Source organism: Arthrobacter sp. Soil_N43 (assembly GCF_057655195.1).
This window is the reverse complement of sequence record NZ_JBDGML010000048.1, coordinates 1-18,413: the sequence shown is the minus strand read 5'-3', so window position 1 is coordinate 18,413 and position 18,413 is coordinate 1. Positions and strand designations below refer to the sequence as shown.

16 protein-coding genes are annotated in these 18,413 nt (G+C 67.1%); 5 read left to right on the top strand and 11 right to left on the bottom strand.

Features of this window, described 5'->3' with window-relative positions; all coding sequences use genetic code 11:
* Nucleotides 1–22: 22 nt before the first annotated feature.
* Genes AC3A3W_RS03435 through AC3A3W_RS03425 form a run of 3 tightly spaced genes read right to left on the bottom strand, consistent with a single transcriptional unit; the run spans nt 23 to nt 3,058 of the window.
* Nucleotides 23–889, bottom strand: coding sequence for an ABC transporter permease (locus tag AC3A3W_RS03435; RefSeq protein ID WP_487440479.1), 867 nt, complete (start codon nt 887–889; stop codon nt 23–25).
* The gene (locus AC3A3W_RS03430; RefSeq protein ID WP_487440478.1) at nt 876–1,910 is read right to left on the bottom strand and encodes an ABC transporter ATP-binding protein; all 1,035 of its coding nucleotides are present in this window, start codon (nt 1,908–1,910) and stop codon (nt 876–878) included. Before AC3A3W_RS03430 ends, AC3A3W_RS03435 begins: the two co-directional genes overlap by 14 nt.
* A complete protein-coding gene (locus AC3A3W_RS03425) occupies nt 1,907–3,058 on the bottom strand; it encodes a LolA family protein (protein WP_487440477.1) in 1,152 nt (383 codons plus the stop codon). Before AC3A3W_RS03425 ends, AC3A3W_RS03430 begins: the two co-directional genes overlap by 4 nt.
* Before the next feature lie 158 nt (nt 3,059–3,216).
* Between AC3A3W_RS03425 and AC3A3W_RS03420 the strand changes: the two genes are divergently transcribed.
* Entirely contained in the window at nt 3,217–3,867 is a 651-nt protein-coding gene (locus AC3A3W_RS03420) for a DedA family protein (RefSeq protein WP_487440476.1), read from the top strand.
* Nucleotides 3,868–3,902: 35 nt separating this feature from the next.
* Here the strand turns inward: AC3A3W_RS03420 and AC3A3W_RS03415 are convergent, their stop codons facing one another.
* Both AC3A3W_RS03415 and AC3A3W_RS03410 read right to left on the bottom strand, forming a co-directional pair.
* A complete protein-coding gene (locus AC3A3W_RS03415; RefSeq protein ID WP_487440475.1) occupies nt 3,903–6,602 on the bottom strand; it encodes a PEP/pyruvate-binding domain-containing protein in 2,700 nt (899 codons plus the stop codon).
* A gap of 3 nt (nt 6,603–6,605) precedes the next feature.
* On the bottom strand, nt 6,606–7,643 hold the full coding sequence (locus AC3A3W_RS03410; protein WP_487440474.1) for a universal stress protein: 1,038 nt from the start codon (nt 7,641–7,643) through the stop codon (nt 6,606–6,608).
* Nucleotides 7,644–8,095: 452 nt separating this feature from the next.
* Between AC3A3W_RS03410 and AC3A3W_RS03405 the strand changes: the two genes are divergently transcribed.
* On the top strand, nt 8,096–8,725 hold the full coding sequence (locus AC3A3W_RS03405) for an FAD-binding protein (protein ID WP_487440501.1): 630 nt from the start codon (nt 8,096–8,098) through the stop codon (nt 8,723–8,725).
* A 25-nt stretch (nt 8,726–8,750) separates the two neighbouring features.
* Here the strand turns inward: AC3A3W_RS03405 and AC3A3W_RS03400 are convergent, their stop codons facing one another.
* Nucleotides 8,751–9,377: a copper resistance CopC family protein gene (locus tag AC3A3W_RS03400; protein WP_487440473.1), complete on the bottom strand. Its 627-nt coding sequence runs from the start codon at nt 9,375–9,377 to the stop codon at nt 8,751–8,753.
* Between the two features lie 107 nt (nt 9,378–9,484).
* Here AC3A3W_RS03400 and AC3A3W_RS03395 point away from each other — a divergent pair, with 107 nt between their 5' ends.
* Entirely contained in the window at nt 9,485–10,927 is a 1,443-nt protein-coding gene (locus AC3A3W_RS03395) for an NCS2 family permease (protein WP_487440472.1), read from the top strand.
* A 112-nt stretch (nt 10,928–11,039) separates the two neighbouring features.
* A complete protein-coding gene (gene hutG, locus AC3A3W_RS03390) occupies nt 11,040–12,068 on the top strand; it encodes a formimidoylglutamase (protein WP_487440471.1) in 1,029 nt (342 codons plus the stop codon).
* On the opposite strand, the gene AC3A3W_RS03385 is transcribed toward hutG, so the two are convergent.
* A complete protein-coding gene (locus tag AC3A3W_RS03385) occupies nt 12,065–14,233 on the bottom strand; it encodes a transglycosylase domain-containing protein (RefSeq protein ID WP_487440500.1) in 2,169 nt (722 codons plus the stop codon). The two genes, hutG and AC3A3W_RS03385, sit on opposite strands and share 4 nt — an antisense overlap.
* Nucleotides 14,234–14,402: 169 nt before the next feature.
* Nucleotides 14,403–15,707 carry a cation:proton antiporter gene (locus AC3A3W_RS03380; protein ID WP_487440470.1) on the bottom strand — a complete coding sequence of 435 codons (1,305 nt, stop codon included), beginning with the start codon at nt 15,705–15,707 and terminating at the stop codon, nt 14,403–14,405.
* 194 nt (nt 15,708–15,901) lie between these two features.
* Between AC3A3W_RS03380 and AC3A3W_RS03375 the strand changes: the two genes are divergently transcribed.
* Nucleotides 15,902–16,162, top strand: coding sequence for a hypothetical protein (locus AC3A3W_RS03375; protein WP_487440469.1), 261 nt, complete (start codon nt 15,902–15,904; stop codon nt 16,160–16,162).
* 106 nt (nt 16,163–16,268) lie between these two features.
* Here AC3A3W_RS03375 and AC3A3W_RS03370 read toward each other — a convergent pair whose 3' ends face one another.
* The 3 genes from AC3A3W_RS03370 to AC3A3W_RS03360 form a co-directional block, all read right to left on the bottom strand.
* Nucleotides 16,269–16,505, bottom strand: coding sequence for a hypothetical protein (locus tag AC3A3W_RS03370; RefSeq protein ID WP_487440468.1), 237 nt, complete (start codon nt 16,503–16,505; stop codon nt 16,269–16,271).
* Between the two features lie 163 nt (nt 16,506–16,668).
* A complete protein-coding gene (gene hutH, locus AC3A3W_RS03365; RefSeq protein WP_487440467.1) occupies nt 16,669–18,261 on the bottom strand; it encodes a histidine ammonia-lyase in 1,593 nt (530 codons plus the stop codon).
* Nucleotides 18,262–18,263: 2 nt separating this feature from the next.
* A partial coding sequence (locus AC3A3W_RS03360) for a hypothetical protein (RefSeq protein WP_487440499.1) occupies nt 18,264–18,413 on the bottom strand: 150 nt, incomplete at its 5' end.

The following is an 18,413-nucleotide window of genomic DNA, read 5'->3' as shown; positions in this document are numbered from 1 at the left end:
CACCGCCAGCCCGTCCCGGCGCCTACGACAGCACGTCCTTGCTGACGAACCTGCCATAGGCCAAGGCACCGAAAAGGGCGATATAGCCGCCCTGCAGCACGGCGTTGCTCGTGAAGGACTCCCATCCGATGGGCTGACGCAGCAGGTCCGCGAATCCGAACCAATAATGGCTGAACAGCCACGGATGCAGCCACTCCAGCTGCGGCAGCTGGTCCAGCACCTGCGATGCCACGGACAGGACGATCGTGGCTGCCATGGCTCCCACCGGCACATCCGTCAGGGTGGACAGGAAGAGCCCAATCGCCGAAAGTCCCAGCAGCGAGACGGTCTGGTAGGCGGCGATCAGCAGCATTCTGCTGAATGCTTCGCCCGGCTCCACCACGTCGCCCGAGAGCAGTGTCACCGGACCCACGGGGAAAAGCGCCGCACCAATACCGGCCCCGGCGAGTGCCACCGCCAGCGGCGCCGCGATGCAGAAAACGACGGCCCCAACATATTTCACGAGAAGCAGCCGCACGCGTCCCGCAGGGGCCACGAGCAAGTATCTGAGGGTGCCGTGGCCTGCCTCGCCGGCGATGGTGTCGCCCGCCACGACGCCGATGGTCAGCGGCAGGAACAGCGGCACAGCAACAATCAGGGCCGTCACCCCAACGAACAGTCCGTTTTGGGTGATGCGGTCCAGGAACGCCGGCCCCCGGCCCGGCGGGACAGTGGAGGAAACCCGGACCACGACGGCGATCATCACCGGGATGGCGGCCAGCGCCAGCAGCAGGGCCTGGGTCCTGCGCCGCCGGAACAGCAGCGTCAGCTCCGAGGCCAACAGCGGGCCGCTGGAGGGCGACCGCCGGGCTTCACCGGTGGTGTTGGCTGTCCGCTCACTGTGCGACATCGAAGCCCTCCCCCGTCAGTGCCACAAAGCGGTCTTCCAGGCTGCCGCGCTCCACGGTGAAGCCGCGAACCCGCACGCCGTCGGCCACCAACGCCGCGACGATTGACTCCGGTTCTATTGACTCCAGCGCTTTTGGCTCCAGGGCCGGCGGCTTCCCGGCCCCCTCAGGCACTCCCCTCTCAGGCAATCCCTCAGGCAATACTGCGGTGATGACGGCGCCCTGGCCGTCCGGATGCCCGACGACCGGAGTCATCCCAAACCGGGCCAAAACGCCCGAGGCAGCGCCGGCATCGGGCGTGAGAAGCCGAAGCTGCGCCGAGCCGGCCTGGCGGAGCTCCGGCAGCGGGCCCTGGGCCACGAGGCGTCCGGCGCTCATGATCGCCGCGTGCGTGCAGATCTGCTCCACTTCCGCGAGCAGATGGCTGGAAACGAAGACGGTGGCGCCGTCGGCCGCCAGCGACCGGACCAAATTGCGCACCTCCCGGGTGCCCTGCGGGTCCAGGCCGTTGGTCGGTTCGTCAAGCACCAGCAGTTCCCTGTCGGCGAGCAGCGCATTGGCTATTCCCAGCCGCTGCTTCATGCCCAGCGAATAGGCGCGGACCTTCTTGCGGGCGGCGTGTGACAGGCCCACCCGTTCGAGGGCTTCCGCCACCCGGGCACGCCGCGTGCCGGGAACCGAATGCCGGTCCGCAGCATCAAAGCGGTGCAGATTTGCCGCTCCCGAGAGGAACGGATAAAAAGCCGGTCCCTCAACCAGGGCGCCCACCCTGGGCAGCACCTCGTCGAGCCGGCGGGGCATGTCCAGCCCGAGCACGCTGACGGAGCCGGCCGTCGCCGCCGCGAGGCCGAGCATTATTCGGATGGTGGTGGTTTTCCCTGAACCGTTGGGGCCAAGGAACCCGAACACGGATCCCCGCGGTACGGCCAAGTCGATGCTGTCCACGGCCACCTGATGGCCAAAACGCTTGGTCAGCCCCCGGGTCTCGATGGCGAGCCCGGGGCCGCGGTCAGCGGGCGTCACCTCGCAGCAGCGGCCTGAAGCCGCTCCAAGGGTACGGACCCGGCGAACACCCGGCCGTCGTCGGTGAGCAAGACGTTCAGCAGGGACGTCGAGATCGCCCGGCCTCCGGGAACGGTGACGGTGGCCTGCCGCAGCAGCGGGTCCATCAAGAGGTTGTCGATGGACGGCACGCCGGCGTTCGGTGCGCCGGTATTCGGAGCAGCGGTCCGTGCCGGGAAGCTGACGATGCTATCCCAGCCCGAGCCCGTCACGGACGGGGAGTTCCGCTGGGCACCCGGGGGCTGGCCCGTCCCGTGGTGCTTGCCAGGCCCGTCGTGCTTGCCAGGAACCTTGGCAGCGTGCGGCCTGCCCGGCAACACCACTTCCTTGACAGTGGCACCCGGCGGCGGCGTGAAGTTGAAGAGGCCGGCGTCCGGCGCCTTGAGCTTGATGCTGGTGAATGCGGCCCGGAATGCGGGCTCGGCCTGTCCGCGGGCACGGACTTCAACGCTGAGCGGCAGGCCCTTTTCGCCGTCCACGGCAATGGCCACAGACTCCACCAGCGTTCCGTCCGACCTCGGGGTCAGCTTCAGGCTGTACGCCGCGCGGCCAGCCACCTCCACGTCATCACCGACGGTCACTTCCGTCGTCGAATCAATCTTGGCGAGCATCCGGGCGGCCAGCTCCTCCGGAGTCAGCACGGATCCCGGCATCCGGGCGGCCGGGGGCTTGCTGCCGGCAGCCTTGTCCGGGAGCGTCACATGGGTGGCCGTGTTGTCCTTGGAGTTGTACAGCCACAGTTCGTTGCCTTGCCGCACGGCGTCGCGCTCGGCGAGCCTGTCCATGACCTGGATCCGCACGTTCGCGGGTCCGTCCACGAAGACCCGTGCGCTGTGCGGCCCCGTCAGCAGTTCGGCGATCGAGCCTGTTCCTGGCCCGGCGCTCGGGCCAATCTGGGGAACGTCCGGCAGTCCAAGCTCGGAGGTCTGCTCCAGCGTTCCCGACAGCGCCTTGGTGGAGTGCTGTCCGACCATGGCAAGCACCTGCGCGGGCGTCTTGTCCGGCAGCGGGTCGCGGGCGCTGGCGGGTACGGATCCTGCCAGTACCCCGGCAGCGATTACAGCAGGTACGGCCACGGCGGGCATCCACCGCAGCCACTTGGAGGTCATCTCTAACTCCGCTCCGACGTCGCAGCTTTATATCCTCAGGGTACGCCTCGGCCATTCTCCTGACAGCCCCGGATTATCCCCTCCCCCAACTTTCCTCAGTGCGCTTACTGAGCCAGACTGGACGGGACGCCGTTATCCAGCTTCAGGAGCCCTGAGCAATGCGCACCCCCGCTAGTCCCGCAGATGAGATGACAGGCATAGTCGGTTTTGCGGCGCAGTCCTTGGACGCGCTGGGGGAATGGGGCGTCGGGCTGTTTACCCTGGCCGAGACAGTGTTCCCGCCGATCCCCAGCGAGGTCATCCTTCCCCTCGCCGGTTTCCTGACACGTCAGGGGACCATGAACCTGGGCCTGGTCCTGGTCACCAGCACACTTGGCGCCTACCTGGGCGCCCTGGCGCTGTATTTCCTGGGGGCCAAGGTGGGGCTTGAACGGTCAATCCGTTTGCTCTCCAAGCTCCCCCTCATGGACCGTGAGGATTTCGAAACCGCGAATGACTGGCTCCGGCGCCATGGCAAATCCGCCATATTCTTTGGCCGGCTGCTTCCGGGCGTGCGCAGCCTCATCTCGCTGCCGGCAGGGGCCCAGCGGATGCATCTGGGCACGTTCAGCGTCTTCACCATCGCAGGAAGCGGCATCTGGAACGGTGCGCTGATCGGTCTGGGATCCGTCCTGGGACGCCAAAACTCTATGGTCGAGCAGTACTCCCGCTACCTGAATTACGCCGTCTACACCGGCTTGGCGCTTTTCGTTGCCTGGCTCCTCGTCCGCTATGTCCGGAGGAGGAGGGCGGCCGAACGCCCGCAGTAGCATCCGCCTGCGGGAGCTTCCAGCTGCGGGAACTGCTAGCTGCCGGGCACCACGGTGCCGGCACCGCCGTCGACCGTTATCTGCTGGCCCGTCCGGAGGCGGGATGTGGCGTCCGGAACGCCGACGACGGCCGGGATGCCGTACTCCCTGGCCACCACGGCGCCGTGCGAATTGGGGCCGCCCATTTCCATCACGAGGCCGCCCGCCGTGAGGAACAGCGGGGTCCATCCGGGATCCGTCGATGGCGCCACGAGGATTTCACCCGGTTCCAGGTGCGCCCCCACCGGGTCCAGGACGACGCGCGCCGGGGCGGTCACGGTTCCGGCCGACGCCGGACTTCCCGCCAGGGCGCCGTCCGCCGCGGCACCCGCTGAAAGCACAGTTTCAGGTTCGGTGCCGTCGGACAGCAGCATCCGCGGGATGTGGCGCCGGTCCAGCTCAAGGTAGTAGGCGCCCTGCCGCCGTGCCACGAGGTCCTGCATGTCGGTTCCGCCCAAGGCCTGCCGCACTTCGGCAAAGTCCAGGAAGAAGACGTCGCCGTCCCTCGCAATCCGTCCCTGGCGTGCCAGCTCGGCCCCGGCGGCTGCCACTTGCCTGCGGGCTTCCGCGAGTGCCAGGACGATCTGGTACTTGGGACGTTCACGCAGGCCGATGAATAGCCTCGCCCTCCTCAGTGCAGCCCGGACAATGGCGCCGCGGATGCGGCCCCTTGAGCTGGCCTCCGCGACGAGCCGGGCGATCTGGGCCTCGGCCTCTGCCTCTGCCCGGCGGAACTGGCGGTCCGGGGCCAGTGCGGGGTCCTCGAGCCGGAGGTAGTTGGCCAGGACGCCGAGGATGTGGGTGGGGTCATCGCTCCACCGCGGCATGCCGACGTCGATTTCGGCAACCGCACGGTGCCCGTACTGTTCCAGGAAGCCGTCCAGGCCCTGCTGCGCGACGGCAGGCAGTTCCCGTGCACTGTAGCGCTGTGCAAGTACGGTGAGGGGCTGGTCCTCAAACATCCGGCGGGCTTCACCGTCCGAGCGGATCGCAGTGGCCAGCCGCCACAGCTCCAGATCCATCTCGGTGGTGACGTTGTTGGGCAGCCCTCGAAGAATGGGCTGCAGATCCGTGCGCCGGTGGGGTCCGCCCAGCAGTTTTCCGGACAGGGCCAGCAGGGCAAAACCTAGCGCCGGCAACGGAAGGATGGCCGGCACAATGGGAAAGGCCCCCGCGAGCACGCGTTCCGCGTGGTCAAGCCGCTGCAGCGAAGCCGCCCCGGGCGGAAGCTTCAGGGCTTCGCTGAAGTCCCTGGTGAAACGGTCGACGCGTCGGAGCGCGGCTTCGGGCCGGAGCAGGGCACGCAGCAGGGACTCCGGCACCCGCCCGCGCAGGGCCACCGGGATCACCCTCCGGAGTATGCCCCAGGGAGTACGGCGGGTTATTGAAAACCGCGGATCGGTGAACACGCTGCGCAGCACGGCCGCGGAGCGCGCCTCCATGATGTCAAACGCCCGGGGGACGATGAAGCGTCCCACGGTACTCCGCACCACGCCGGTCAGGTCGATGAAAATGCGCTGTCCTGCTTCGGCGAAGGGCGGAGGGCCGGTCCTGGCGTCGGGCACGTCGAAGGATGCCGCCCGGGCCACCGAGGAACCGAGGATCCGGAAGGCCGCGATCCCCATCGGGGTAAGGGGCCTCGTGAGTCCCTGGGCAAGGCTGAAACAGAGAAAGATCCGGGTTCCCTCGCTGCCTGCCGGATGTCCGGCCTCCGGGATGTTCCTTGGCACGGGATAGAGGGTGGTGATGGGGCGTGACTGCGTCAGCCAGAGCTTGCCCGCGGGGTCGATCGCCCACTCCGTGTCCTGCGGAGCGCCATAGTGGGCTTCGGCCCGGCCTCCGAGTGCGGCCAGGCCGCGGATCTGAGCGTCCGTGAGGCAGGGTTTCCCTCCGGAGGCGGGCTGGTCCACGTGTTCGGTGCCGCCCCCTGGGGTGGAGCGGATGACCAGCCGTTTGTCTCCCAGCCTCCGCTCAAGGATCTTCCCGGACTCGGTATCCACCACAAAGTGGTCGGGATTGACGGCGCCGGACACCACGGCTTCGCCCAAACCCGGGCTGGCATCGATCACCGACTCGCGGCGGCGGCCGGTCACGGGGTTGGCCGTGAACATGACGCCGGCTGTTGCCGAGTCCACCATGCGCTGGATGACGACGGCGAGCGCCACGGTGGACGGATCGATGCCGCGGCTGGCGCGGTAGGCCACCGCGCGGTCCGTCCAGAGCGATGCCCAGCAGTTCCGCACAGCTGCCAGCAGGGAGTCCGCGCCGACGACGTTCAGGTAGGTGTCCTGCTGCCCGGCGAAACTGGCAAACGGCAGGTCCTCGGCCGTGGCCGAGGACCTGACCGCCACCGGAGCGTCAGGCTGCCCGGCGGCGGTTCCCAGTGCGCCGTAGGCCGACTGCACAGCGGCAGCGATCCCGGGCGGCAGCGCAGCCGACGTGATCAGGCTTCGGGCCCGGCCGGCCAGCCCTGCAAGGGCTTCGAGGTCGTCGGCGGGCGTGGCCTTCAGGGCGCGGTGCACTTCATCGAGTCCGATCGGCGCCGTGGCCTGGAGGTACGCAGCGGTAGTAAGGCAGAAGCCCTCCGGGACCGGCAACCCGGCGGCCAGCAGCTCGCCGAGGTTCGCGGCCTTGCCGCCCACCTCGGGCAGCATGTCGGCGTTGACAGCGCCCAGGCCGAGAACCAGCGCGCCCATGGGTTATGAGGCGCCGAGCATGGGCCCGAAGCTAGCGCGGTCAGCCAGCCGCGGATCCTCCCTGTCGGGCACCACCATGACGGGGCTCTTTGCATGGTGCAGGACACCGTCCGACGTGGAACCCAGGAGCATGCCGGTGAAACCGCCACGGCCGCGGGTACCCACGACCACCAGCTCAACGTGGCGGCTCGCCTCCACCAGCACGTCGACGGGAGAGCCGTCCAGAAGCCTGGTTTCGATGGTGAGCGCGGGGTAGTGACTCTGCAGCCAGGCGACACCGGCCTTCAGCTGGACCTGGATGTCGGCGAACAGGGCTTCCCGGTCCATGGGCGCGGGAACCCATGCCAGCGAGCCGCTGTACTGGGGCACGGCGCAGACCACGCGGAGCGGCGCGGCGAGCCGTTCGGCCTGTGCCGCGGCTTCCAGCACCGCCACCCTGGCCTGTTCGGAGCCGTCCACGCCCACCACAACGACGTTCTCCACCGGGCTGCGGCCGGCCTTGGCCTGCTCCGCCCTGACGTGCTTGTCCTGCGTGGTCTCACCCAGCCGGTCTGCACAGATCAGGGGAACGGTGACGGTGACGCATTTGGCGTGCGCCGGCATCGCGCTGCTGACGGAGCCCAGAAGCCGCCCCACGAACCCGCCGCGTCCGCGCGTTCCAACGACCAGGAGTTCGGCGGATTCCGACAAGTCCAGCAGGACGCCGGAAGCGTCCCCGTTCTCGACGGAGGCGGAGACGTCTATGTTGTAGGCGGCCACCTTGTCCACCGCATGCTGCAGGATGGCCTCGGCACCCTCACGGATCACGGAGTCGTCGACGGTGGCGTACCCGCCGTCGAGGCCTGACGCCGCGAAAATGGGAACCGAGTAGGCGGTGACTATGTGGAGGGGACGACGGCGGCGCTCGGCTTCACGGGCCGCCCACACCAGGGCGCACTGCCCATGGTCCGAGCCGTCGACGCCAACCACTATTCCCTCGGGCCTGGCAGACCTGCCGCCGCCATCCCGTGCCGGGTCCGGATGCAACTCATGTGCGCCCATTTGTGGGTCCGCCTCCTCGCGTACTGCCCTGATGATGCGGCTATTCTGCCAGAAGGAGGCACCATCGCCGTCACCCGGCAGGTCTTCTTTGCCGGATTGTAAAAGACCTGCTCTTGGTCATAACTATTCTCGGTCGCAGTGCAGTTAGCAAGCAGCCCGGAGGGCCCGCTGCGGCACGTCCAACACCGGCTTTTTCGGCACTGTGCGGGCCCTCTCCAGGGACGCCCTCCTGGGCTTCTTACTGCTTCCGTGGAGCTTCTCCCGCAATGTGCCGTGTGGGCTATCCAGAGGCCGAAAAAGTCTGTATCCTTCGAGACACTGTTGATCCGAGATCTGTGTTTCAGAACACACTCGGACAACATGTGGTGTCTGCTTGCTGGGGCAGCGGACGGTGCGGGGCGCGGACGCCCTGCACCTCGAAAATTTTCGAGGAGGAAGCTGTAGTGTCAAGCATGCCTGGTCTCAGCAGGGCTGAACGTACCACCGCCGTGGTCATAGGCGCGGGCCTTCCCGGCCTGGCCGTCGCCACCGAACTCCGTCGCCGCGGCGTCGACTCGATCATCGTCAGCGGGCTGGACTCCCCCGGCTCATCCCAAGCATCCCAAGCGGCGCCCCCGCAACGGTGCGGCGCCCCCGGCGCCTCATCGCGGGAGGAGCGCAACGAAATCATCCGCCACCTCCGCAACTACGCTGCGAGCCACCAGCTGGACATCCGGAACGACACCTCCGCGGTGCTGCTGGAGATGGGGACTGCGGTTGCCGGCGATTCCCCTCACCGCTGGGCGGTCCATACCCCCGACGGCGTGCTGATCGCAGACCACATCATCCTCACGCGGTGTGCCAACGGGCAGTTGCGCCGCATGATCACCGATCTGGGCATCTCCGTTGGCCAGAACCTGGTGGCAGCCATGCGCGCCATCGGCATTTACCTCGTGGGGGTGGGCGAACTCATCACCCCCACCCCGAAGGAGGTACTGCGGCAGGCCAAGGTGGTGGGCCGGGCAATTTCGGCGAAGGTGAACCCCGACAGCGTCCCGTCCGTCCTGACAGGAAGCTTCGCGGCCCTCCCCGCCCCGGTCTGAAGCACCCGCGGGTTAGAGGCTGGGGTTAGTGGCTTCGGCCGCCGCCTGCGGCAGTTTCCCCGGAATCAGCGTCCTCTTCGTCGTTCCCCATCACGAGCTTCCGGCGCGCCAGGATTCCAAGGGCCACGAGCAGCCCCACGGCCACGGCAGCGAACACCACGAGGCTCCACGGGAAAGGCTCCGCAGCGTTGGGCGCGTTCTCCGGGGCCGGGGTGACCCCCGGCTGTTGGGTGCCCACGGTGGGAACCGGCGCGGCCGCCGTCGAGCCTTCCGCCCCGGCGGTGGCCGTAAACGTGAACGTCCCCTCGATGGGATGCGAATCCGAACTGACGACGCGCCACAGCACCGTGTACTTGCCCGCCGGGGCGCCCTCGCGCAGCTTCTGGGTGGCCACGTTGTCCACGATCTCCACCTTGCCGTCGGCCCAGTCAGCGCCGGCGGCATCGTTGACCCTCACCTGCGAACCCAGCCCGAGCGGGGTGTTGTTGAAGGTGATGGACACCTCCGCGGGAGGCGCAGCGACGGTGGCGCCGTCGGCCGGGCTGCTGGACTCGGCGGCGTCGTGGGCGCAGGCCGGACCAGCGGCGAAAAGCAGGGCGGCGAATGTGACGGCGCCCACGACGGCGGTCAGCAGCTGGCGAATGGTGCGCATGGGCGGATTTCTCCTCGTGTTGGCTTCCTTACAGACTAGGCGAATTTGCCGGGGGACATCCCGGCAACCGAATAGGATTCAAGCGACCCCAAAACTCCGGAGGACTAATGCTTAAGCAGGGCTCTGCACTGGATCGGTATTTCAAGATTTCCGAACGGGGGTCGAACTACTCCCGCGAGATCCGCGGCGGTTTTGCCACGTTCTTCGCCATGAGCTACATCGTGGTGCTGAATCCCCTGATTCTTTCCGGCCCGGACTCCACCGGCGCCACGCTCGGCTTCCCCGCTGTGGCGGCCGTCACCGCGTTCGTCGCGGGCATCCTGACGATCCTCATGGGCGCATGGGCCAAGCACCCATTCGCGATAGCGACGGGACTGGGCGTCAACGCATTCGTAGCAGTCACGGTGGCCACCAACCCGGGCCTGACCTGGCCGGACGTCATGGGCCTGGTGGTCCTCTCCGGAACCACCATGCTGATCCTGGTCCTGACCGGCTTCCGGACCGCGGTGTTCAGGGCAGTCCCGGACGGGCTCAAGACGGCGATTGTGGTGGGTATCGGCCTGTTCATCGCCCTGATCGGGCTGGTGAACGCCGGCTTTGTGCGCCGGATCCCTGACGCTGCCGGCACCACCGTCCCGGTCGGCCTGGGGTTTGACGGCAGGCTCCTGGGGTGGCCGACGCTGGTGTTCGTGTTCGGCCTGATCCTGACCATCGCACTGCTGGTGCGCAACATCAAGGGCGCCATTTTGATCGGCATCGTCGCCTCCACCATCCTGTCCGTGATCCTGGAGTTCACGCTGCACATCGGACCGAGCTTCGACGGCACGAACCACAACCCGCAGGGCTGGTCCCTGGTTGCCCCCACGTTCACGGAATGGGCCGCCCCGGACCTCTCGCTCATTGGCAAGGCCAACCCGATCGGCGCCTTCGAGCACCTCGGTTTCGTGGCCGCCACGCTCCTCGCGTTCGTGATCCTGCTCAGCATCTTCTTCGACGCGATGGGAACCATGGTGGGCCTGGCCAACGAGGCAGGAACCGTGGACAAGGACGGCAACATCCCCAACGTTGACCGTGTGCTGCAGGTGGATGCCCTCGGCGCGATTGTCGGCGGCGGCGCTTCCGTGTCCTCCAACCAGATCTACGTCGAATCCGGCGCAGGCATCGGCGAAGGCGCACGGACCGGCCTAGCCTCGATCGTGACCGGCCTGCTGTTCCTGGTGGCCATGTTCTTCACCCCGCTCATCAACCTGGTGCCCTTCGAGGCCGTGGCACCCGCCCTCGTGGTGGTGGGCTTCATGATGGCGGCACAGGTGGGCAAGATCGACTGGACGGACTGGGGCATCGCCCTTCCCGCCTTCCTGACCTTCACGCTGATGCCCTTCACCTACTCGATCGCCAACGGCCTCGGCGCGGGCTTCATCTCCTACGTCCTCATCCGCATGTTCCAGGGCCGTACCCGGGAGGTCCACCCGCTCATGTGGGCAGTGGCCGGGGCCTTCGTGCTGTTCTTCTGCATCGGCCCTATCGAGCAGGCCCTCGGCATGGCTTAGGGTCCTCCCACCCGCCGTCCCGCGGATTGCAGGTTTGCGGGTTTCCGGGATTCCAGACATCACGACGGCGGCGCTGCTGGCTTTCGCTTCCCCGGTGCGGTGAGCTTGGAGCATGGATTTTCCCGCGCTCTCGGTCGATGTTCAGCCCCACCCGTGGACGGGCCGTTTTGACGGTCACGGTGCAGCCCACCTCCGGTGGTGGCAGGCCGTGACCCCTTACGCAGAAGCCCGGCAGGACCGCAGTCCCCTGCGGTCCGACCCGCCCGTCAGGGCCGCTTCCCCTGCTGCTTCCCTTGCCGGCATTCCGGCTGGGGCTTCGCGTCCCGCCGTCATCCTGGGATTCTGCAGCGACGAGGGCGTGCGGCGCAACAAGGGACGGACTGGCGCCGCGAAAGCGCCAGCCGCCATCCGGAGTGCGCTGGGCCCGCTGGCCTTCCATCTGGACAGACCCGTCCTCGACGCCGGCGACGTAGCAGTCCGGGACGGCCACCTCGAAGCCGGCCAGGCGCGCGCCGGCGTGGCGGTCTCGTCCCTCCTTGACACAGGCAACCTGACCGTATTGCTGGGCGGCGGCCACGAGACCGCCTTCGCGAGCTATCTCGGTGTCGCCGGTTCCGAGGCCGTCCGCACCGGGCAGCGGCTCGGGGTCCTCAACCTGGACGCGCATTTCGACCTCCGCGACGAACCTGCCCCCAGCTCCGGCACCCCGTTCCTCCAGATGGCCCAGGCGGAAGCCGCCGCGGGCCGCGAACTGAAGTACGCCGTCGTCGGCATTTCCCAGCCGAGCAACACGCGGGCGCTGTTCACCACCGCTGACCGCCTGGGAGTGAAGTATCTCCTGGACGAGGAATGCACGCCGGACGCCGTGCAGGCATTCGTCACGGGCTTCCTGGCGGAAATCGACGTCCTGTACCTGACCATCGACCTCGATGTGCTGCCCGCGGCGGTGGCTCCGGGGGTCAGCGCCCCGGCGGCACTCGGTGTCCCGCTGCCTTTGGTTGCCGCCGTCTGCCGCCAGGCAGCTGCCAGCGGGAAGCTGCTGCACGCGGACGTGGCAGAACTGAATCCGGCCTTCGACATCGACAACCGCACCGCCCGGGTGGCGGCGCGGCTCGTCAACACCCTGTTGGCCTCCCGCTAGTCAGAGGAGCCGGACCGGCCCTTGGTTCTGGATGAAGAGGCCGGCGGCTTCGGGGCGGCCTTCTTCTTGACCATGGAGGCCGGCGGCTTCGGGAACGAGGCCGCCGGATACAGTCCGGCCACCTTGTTCGTGTACTGCGCCCACTGCGGTCCGGCGATCATGTAGCCGTCGATGCGTGAATAGAACTTGCCGTTGATGGTGAGGTCCCGGCCGGGACGTTTCTGGCCTTCGAGGGCGTCACCGAAGAAGGAGGCCGTGGCCAGTCCCGTGGTGTATCCCACCACCCAGCTGGCACCGTTGCTGTTGTTCGTGCCCGTCTTAGCCGCCACCGGCAGCTTGCTGGAGATCTTGGGGTTGATGTGGACACCCGACCCCACCTTGAGAACGTCCTGGAGTACCGAATTCACGCCGCGTGCCACGTCCCGGTCCACGGCGTCCCGGCACTTGGAGGTTTGCGCGGGAAGCGGCTTCCCGGCACGGTCCGCCACCCGCAGGATGGCAATCGGGGCGCAGTATTGGCCATCGGCGGCAAAGGTGGCAAAGGAGTTGGCCATGTGCAGGGGGGCCACGCCGGTGCCGCCCAGCACGTTGCCCAGCTGGTGCATGTTGATGGGACTTCCGTCCAACCCGCTGTGGAGGCCGACGGTGTTGACCATCTTCTGGATGCCGCAGAAATCCAGCTGTGCCGCCGAGGCGAACGTTGCCGTGTTGATGGAGTTGTACAGCCCGTAGTTGACCGGCATCTTCCGGTAGTAGCCTTCGGAGGCATTCTGCAAATCATCGGCCGCCTCGAGGCCAGCCCTGCGCTGCTTCGTGCTGTACGCGCCGGCCACCTTGCCGCAGGAGGACCGCCAGCGGAAGCCGAGCGGGTATTCCCGCCGGGACGCATCCACGGTTTCCGTAATGGTCTTGCCCTGGTTGAGCCATTCCGCAAAGGTGAACGGCTTCATCGTCGACCCTGGCTGGAACCCGCCGGCGCCATTGAGGTCGTTGCCGTTGGGGTCCCTGGAGTCGACGTTGAAGTTGAGCTGCGTATCGAACTTCCCGCGCTGCGGCAGGAACACCGTGTTCTGAGCCATGGAGAGGATCTTGCCTGTTCCCGGCTGCACCGAGACCAGGGAGGCACCCCATTTGCCCGGATTCGGCCCGGCCGTCGCGTTCACCTGTGCCTGGGCAGCCGTCTGCAGCCGGCTGTCCAGGGTAGTGGTGATGGTCAGGCCGCCGCGGTACAGCTTTTGCTCCCGGGCCTTGGTATCGGCACCGTACGCGGGATCGTTCAGGATCAGGTGGCTCACGTAGTCGCAGAAGTAGGGGGCCATCGTCGCGGCGGCGCAGCCCTGCCTCGACGGCCGGAGCTTGAGCCCAATGCCCGAGGCCTTGGCGGCGGCGTGCTGCTTCTTGGTGATCATGCCTTCGCCCAGCATCGCGTCCAGGACCTGGTTTCGACGCTGGATGGAGTTCTTCGGGTTAGCCACGGGATCGTAGAAGCTGGGGCTGTTGACCAGTCCGGCGAGCAGGGCAGACTGGGGCAGGCTGAGTTTGCTGGCAGGAATACTGAAGTAGTACTGGGCGGCCGCCTCGATACCGTACGCACTGCGGTTAAAGAAGACGATATTCAGATACCCCTCAAGGATCTGGTCCTTGGTGTACTTCTTTTCCAGCGCGATGGCGAGACGCATTTCGCGCAGCTTGTCCCCCACGCTTTTTTGCCCGCTGAGGACCACCTGGTCTTCACGGCCGGCGGAGATCATCGCTTCGTTAACGATGTTGGTGACGTACTGCTGGGTAAGTGTGGACGCCCCCTGCCGTTCGCCGCGGGTGAGGTTGCTGGTCAGCGCCCTGAGAACGCCCTGGGCGTCCACGCCCTTGTGCTCATAAAAGCGTGAGTCCTCGATGGCCACAACCGCGTTCCTGATGAACGGCGACATCCTGCTGAGTGGGATCCGCACCCGGTTTTCGGCGTAGAACGTGGCGATCGGCTTCCCGTCCGCCGTGACCATCCTGGTGGTCTGCGACGGCGGCTGCACGGTCAATTCTGTGGGAAGACTGTTGAAGTAGTCGATCGACCGGCTGACCGTCGTTCCGGCCAGGGCCGCCGCGGGCACCAGGAAACTGGCCACCAGGACACCGCAGATTCCGCTGACGAGCAAGAACCCGAGCATCATTGACAAGGCCCGTCCAGTCCGCGACACAAACCCCATGACTGCCACGCTTCCAGCTCACCACGCATCTCGATTGACTTCAGGATACGCGTTGCCCAAAGGGCAATCCACACCGCGCGCCGCGCCGCGGGCCGCCCCCGGACAGCGCCACGCCCTGCGGACTGTCCGGGCCTCAAACAGGAGTGTGCGGCGCCTTCCCCTCGTCGCCGAATTTTTCGGCTGCCCGGCGCTCGCGGAGCCGATCCAGCCGCTGCATCACCGGTGCGGTGGTGGCACCATGAAGCACCACGGAGGCTGCCACGACGAGCCCCACAACTGACCACAGGTAGTCCGCCTGGGCACCGAACCCGCCCTTTCCGAGCGCGTAGGCGAGGTAGTACAGCGAGCCGATGCCCCGGATGCCGAAGAAGGAGATGGCGATCCGCTCCCGCGGACCGGTCTTGCCCCGGGCCAGGGCCAGCCAACCGGACAGCGGACGGACCAATATCAGGAACGCCAGTGCGACGGCCACCTCCGCCCACCCGATTCCGGCCAGCAGCCCCCTGGCGATGGCTCCGCCGAGAAGGACCAGGATCACCACTGTCATCAGCCGCTCGAGCTGTTCCACGTATGAGTGCAGCACCTTGTGGTAGCCGTGGGTGTGCTCCGCCGCCCGGATGGTCACGGCGCACACGAAAACTGCGATGAAACCGTAGCCCTCGATCATCTCGGTCACTCCATAGGCCAGGAATGTTGCTGCCAGCGCAACGAACCCCTCGGAGTGGTTGGACAGCCTCATGCTGTCGTGCCGGGCGGAGAAGAAGAGCCTCGCCAGCATCTTGCCCGTTCCGAATCCGAGCAGCACGCCCATGCCGATGCGCCACAGGACATCCACGGCAAACCACTCCGGGAACCAGTCGGAGGGCGACGTCCCCACCACGCTCATGGCAATGGCCAGATAGACGAACGGGAAAGCGAGCCCATCGTTGAGCCCGGCCTCGGACGTCAGCCCGAACCTGACCTCGTCCTCTTTGTCGGTCTCTTCGTCCTCGTCTGCGGGCTCACCGACCTGCACCTCGGATGCCAGCACGGGGTCCGTAGGCGCCAGGACGGCCGCGACCAGCAGGGCAGCCGCCAGGCCCAGCCCCAGCACCCATAGCCCCAGCAGCGTCAGGCCGAGCATGCACAGCGGCATGGCAATCCCCAGCATCCGCCAGGTGGTGGCCCAGCGGCGGCGCCCGACGGGCCGGTCCAGGGCCAAACCGGCACCCATGAGCGAGATGATGACGCAGACTTCCGTCAGGTGCATCGTAAAGTCTGCATGCAGCACGGGATCCGGGTCCGGCAGATCGCCCAGCAGCCAGAACACGGCGAACCCGGCCGCCAGGAAGACCATGGGCATGGAGAACGGGGCATTGCGGAGCAGCTTGGGCACAATGGCAGCGACAAAGACAGCGAGACCGGCCGCGGCGAAGATAATGCTTGCGGCTTCAAACATGGTCGCCTCCAATCCGGCGCGGGCGGGTCTGACCAACACTAGCGGCCAATCAGGCCCGGCGTCCGCAGCTCGCGGCACGAGCGCAGCCTGACAGGCCCTGTCAAGGGCCGGTCAATTGCCAGTCATCTTACGTTTGGCGGGCCGGAGGGTAGACTGGTCTCTTGCCTCGGCAAGAAACACAGAAAGTTCGGTACATGAGCACAGCAACCATGGAGCGCCCAACCGCTTCTTCGCCCTCGTATGGCTCGTCGGATTCCCGGTCCATCCACCTGGCATTCACCAGCGCGGACCAGATCCACGACGGCCTGGAGAGTGCAGTTGAAGCCCTGATCGAAACAGCAGCCCAGGAGGGCACCTGCGGCATCCGTGTCACCCGGATCCAGCCCGGCCGGTACACCGTCGCCCTCGACGAGTCTGTCCCGTTCGGCGAGACTCACGAGGACACCGCAGCCTAACACGCAAAAAGCCCCCGCCTCTGGTGTCATCCGCCGCATAACTGCGCCGGATGATGCCAGGGTCGGGGGCTTTTGTGTGCGTAAACCTTTGAGGACGCCAGGCGGGCTAGGCCCGCCGGACCTGCACGCCGTCGGACTTCATGAACGGCTGCGATTCGGAATGACCGCTGCCCACGAGCCAGAGGACGTTGCCGCTCCGTGAGACCTCCTCAACCTCGCCTGCCGCGATGACATGCGCATGCTTAAGGATCTCGACCCGCTCGCCCGGCTGCAATGATCCCCAGTCGGAAACCGTAGCAGCGTGTGCGATGCGTCTGGACAGGACTGCCCCGCGTGCTTTCATTTGAACTTCTACCCCTTTGTATATGTTCTTGCGTCACAGCATCATTGATGTGACTTTTACTACACCTTCAGTTCTACTACACTCGACACGCCTGCGCCGGTCGCGTTGCAGAGTATTTCGGCGGCGCCGGAAAATGTTTCCCGGCGCCGCACATTGTTCAGCCTCAGGCGAGAATCCCGACGGCGGATTCGGCAGCCGCCCGCACCTCGCCGGATGCCACCAAAAGGTCTGCCGCTTCCAGTTCCGGCGACAGGAACCTGTCTGTGCCCGGGCCGTCGACGACGTTACGCAAGGCGGCGATGACGGCTGCCCCCGCGGGGCCCGGTGTCAGGGCTCCCCCGGAGAGCTGGGTGCGCATGTCGATGGCGCGTGCCGACGTCACCAGTTCCACTGCCAGCACGCGGCGCAGGTTCTCCACCGCTTTCCTGAGCTTGCGTGCGGCATGCCAGCCCATGGACACGTGGTCCTCCTGCATGGCCGAGCTGGGAATGGAGTCCACCGAGGCAGGAACCGCCAGCCGCTTGTTGTCCGACACCAGTCCCGCCTGGGTGTACTGGGCGATCATCAGCCCCGAGTCCACTCCCGGATCACCCGCGAGGAATGCCGGCAGCCCGTGGGAGCGGGCTGGATCAAGCATGCGGTCCGTCCGCCGCTCGGCGATCGAGCTGAGGTCCGCGACGGCGATCGCCAGGAAATCCAGCACGTACGCCACCGGCGCGCCGTGGAAGTTGCCGTTCGAAGAGACGCGACCGTCCGGCAGGACCACGGGGTTGTCGATGGCCGCAGCCAGCTCCCTGGAGGCAACAAGGGCCGCATGGTCCACGGTGTCGCGGACGGCCCCGGCCACCTGGGGAGCGCAGCGCAGCGAGTAGGCGTCCTGGACCTTGGAGTCGCCCACGCGGTGCGATGCCACGATCGGAGAGTTGGACAGGACCCGCAGCATGTTGTCGGCGCTCGCGGCCTGCCCGGGGTGGGGCCGCAGCGCGGCGTGCAGCTCGGGCAGGAACACCTGGTCCGTGCCGAGCAGCGCCTCGACGCTGAGCGCGGCGGTGATGTCCGCAGTCGTCAGCAGTTGCCGGATGTCCGCGATGGCCATCAGGAGCATGCCCAGCATGCCCTCGGTGCCGTTGACCAGCGCCAGTCCCTCCTTCTCCGCGAGGACCACCGGCTCAATACCGTGCTGGGCGAGGAGCTCTGCCACGGGGCGTCCGTCCTTGCCGCCATACAGTTCGCCGTCGGGGCCTGTTGCCTCGCCCTCGCCCATGAGCACCAGGGCACAGTGCGAGAGCGGTGCGAGGTCGCCGGAGCAGCCGAGCGAGCCGAACTCCCGGACCACCGGTGTGATGCCGGCGTTCAGCACATCGACCATGGTCTGCAGCACGACGGGCCGGACGCCGGTGCGGCCGGAGGCAAGGGTCTTCGCGCGCAGGAACATGATGCCGCGGACCACCTCGCGCTCCACCGCCGGCCCCATGCCGGCAGCATGGCTGCGGATGAGCGATTTCTGCAGCTGCGTGCGCAGTTCAGTGGGGATGTGCCGGTTGGCAAGCGCTCCGAAACCGGTGGAGATTCCGTAGGCGGGGACGTCGCTGGAGGCGAGGTCATCGATGTGCGCGCGGACCTTGGCTACTGTGTCCAGGGCTTCCTGGGAGATGGCGACCTTGGCGTCGTGGCGCGCGACGGCGACGACGTCCTCGGGGGTCACGCCGCTGGGGCCGAGGGTGACGGTGAGCGGTTCGTGGGTAATCGTTGTCATGGTTACAGACCTTCGTTCATGGGGATGCGGACGCCGCGTTCCTTGGCGACCTCGAGGGCGCGGTCGTAGCCGGCGTCGGCGTGGCGGATGACGCCCATGCCGGGGTCGTTGGTGAGGAGGCGTGCGAGTTTTTCGGCGGCGAGGTCGGTGCC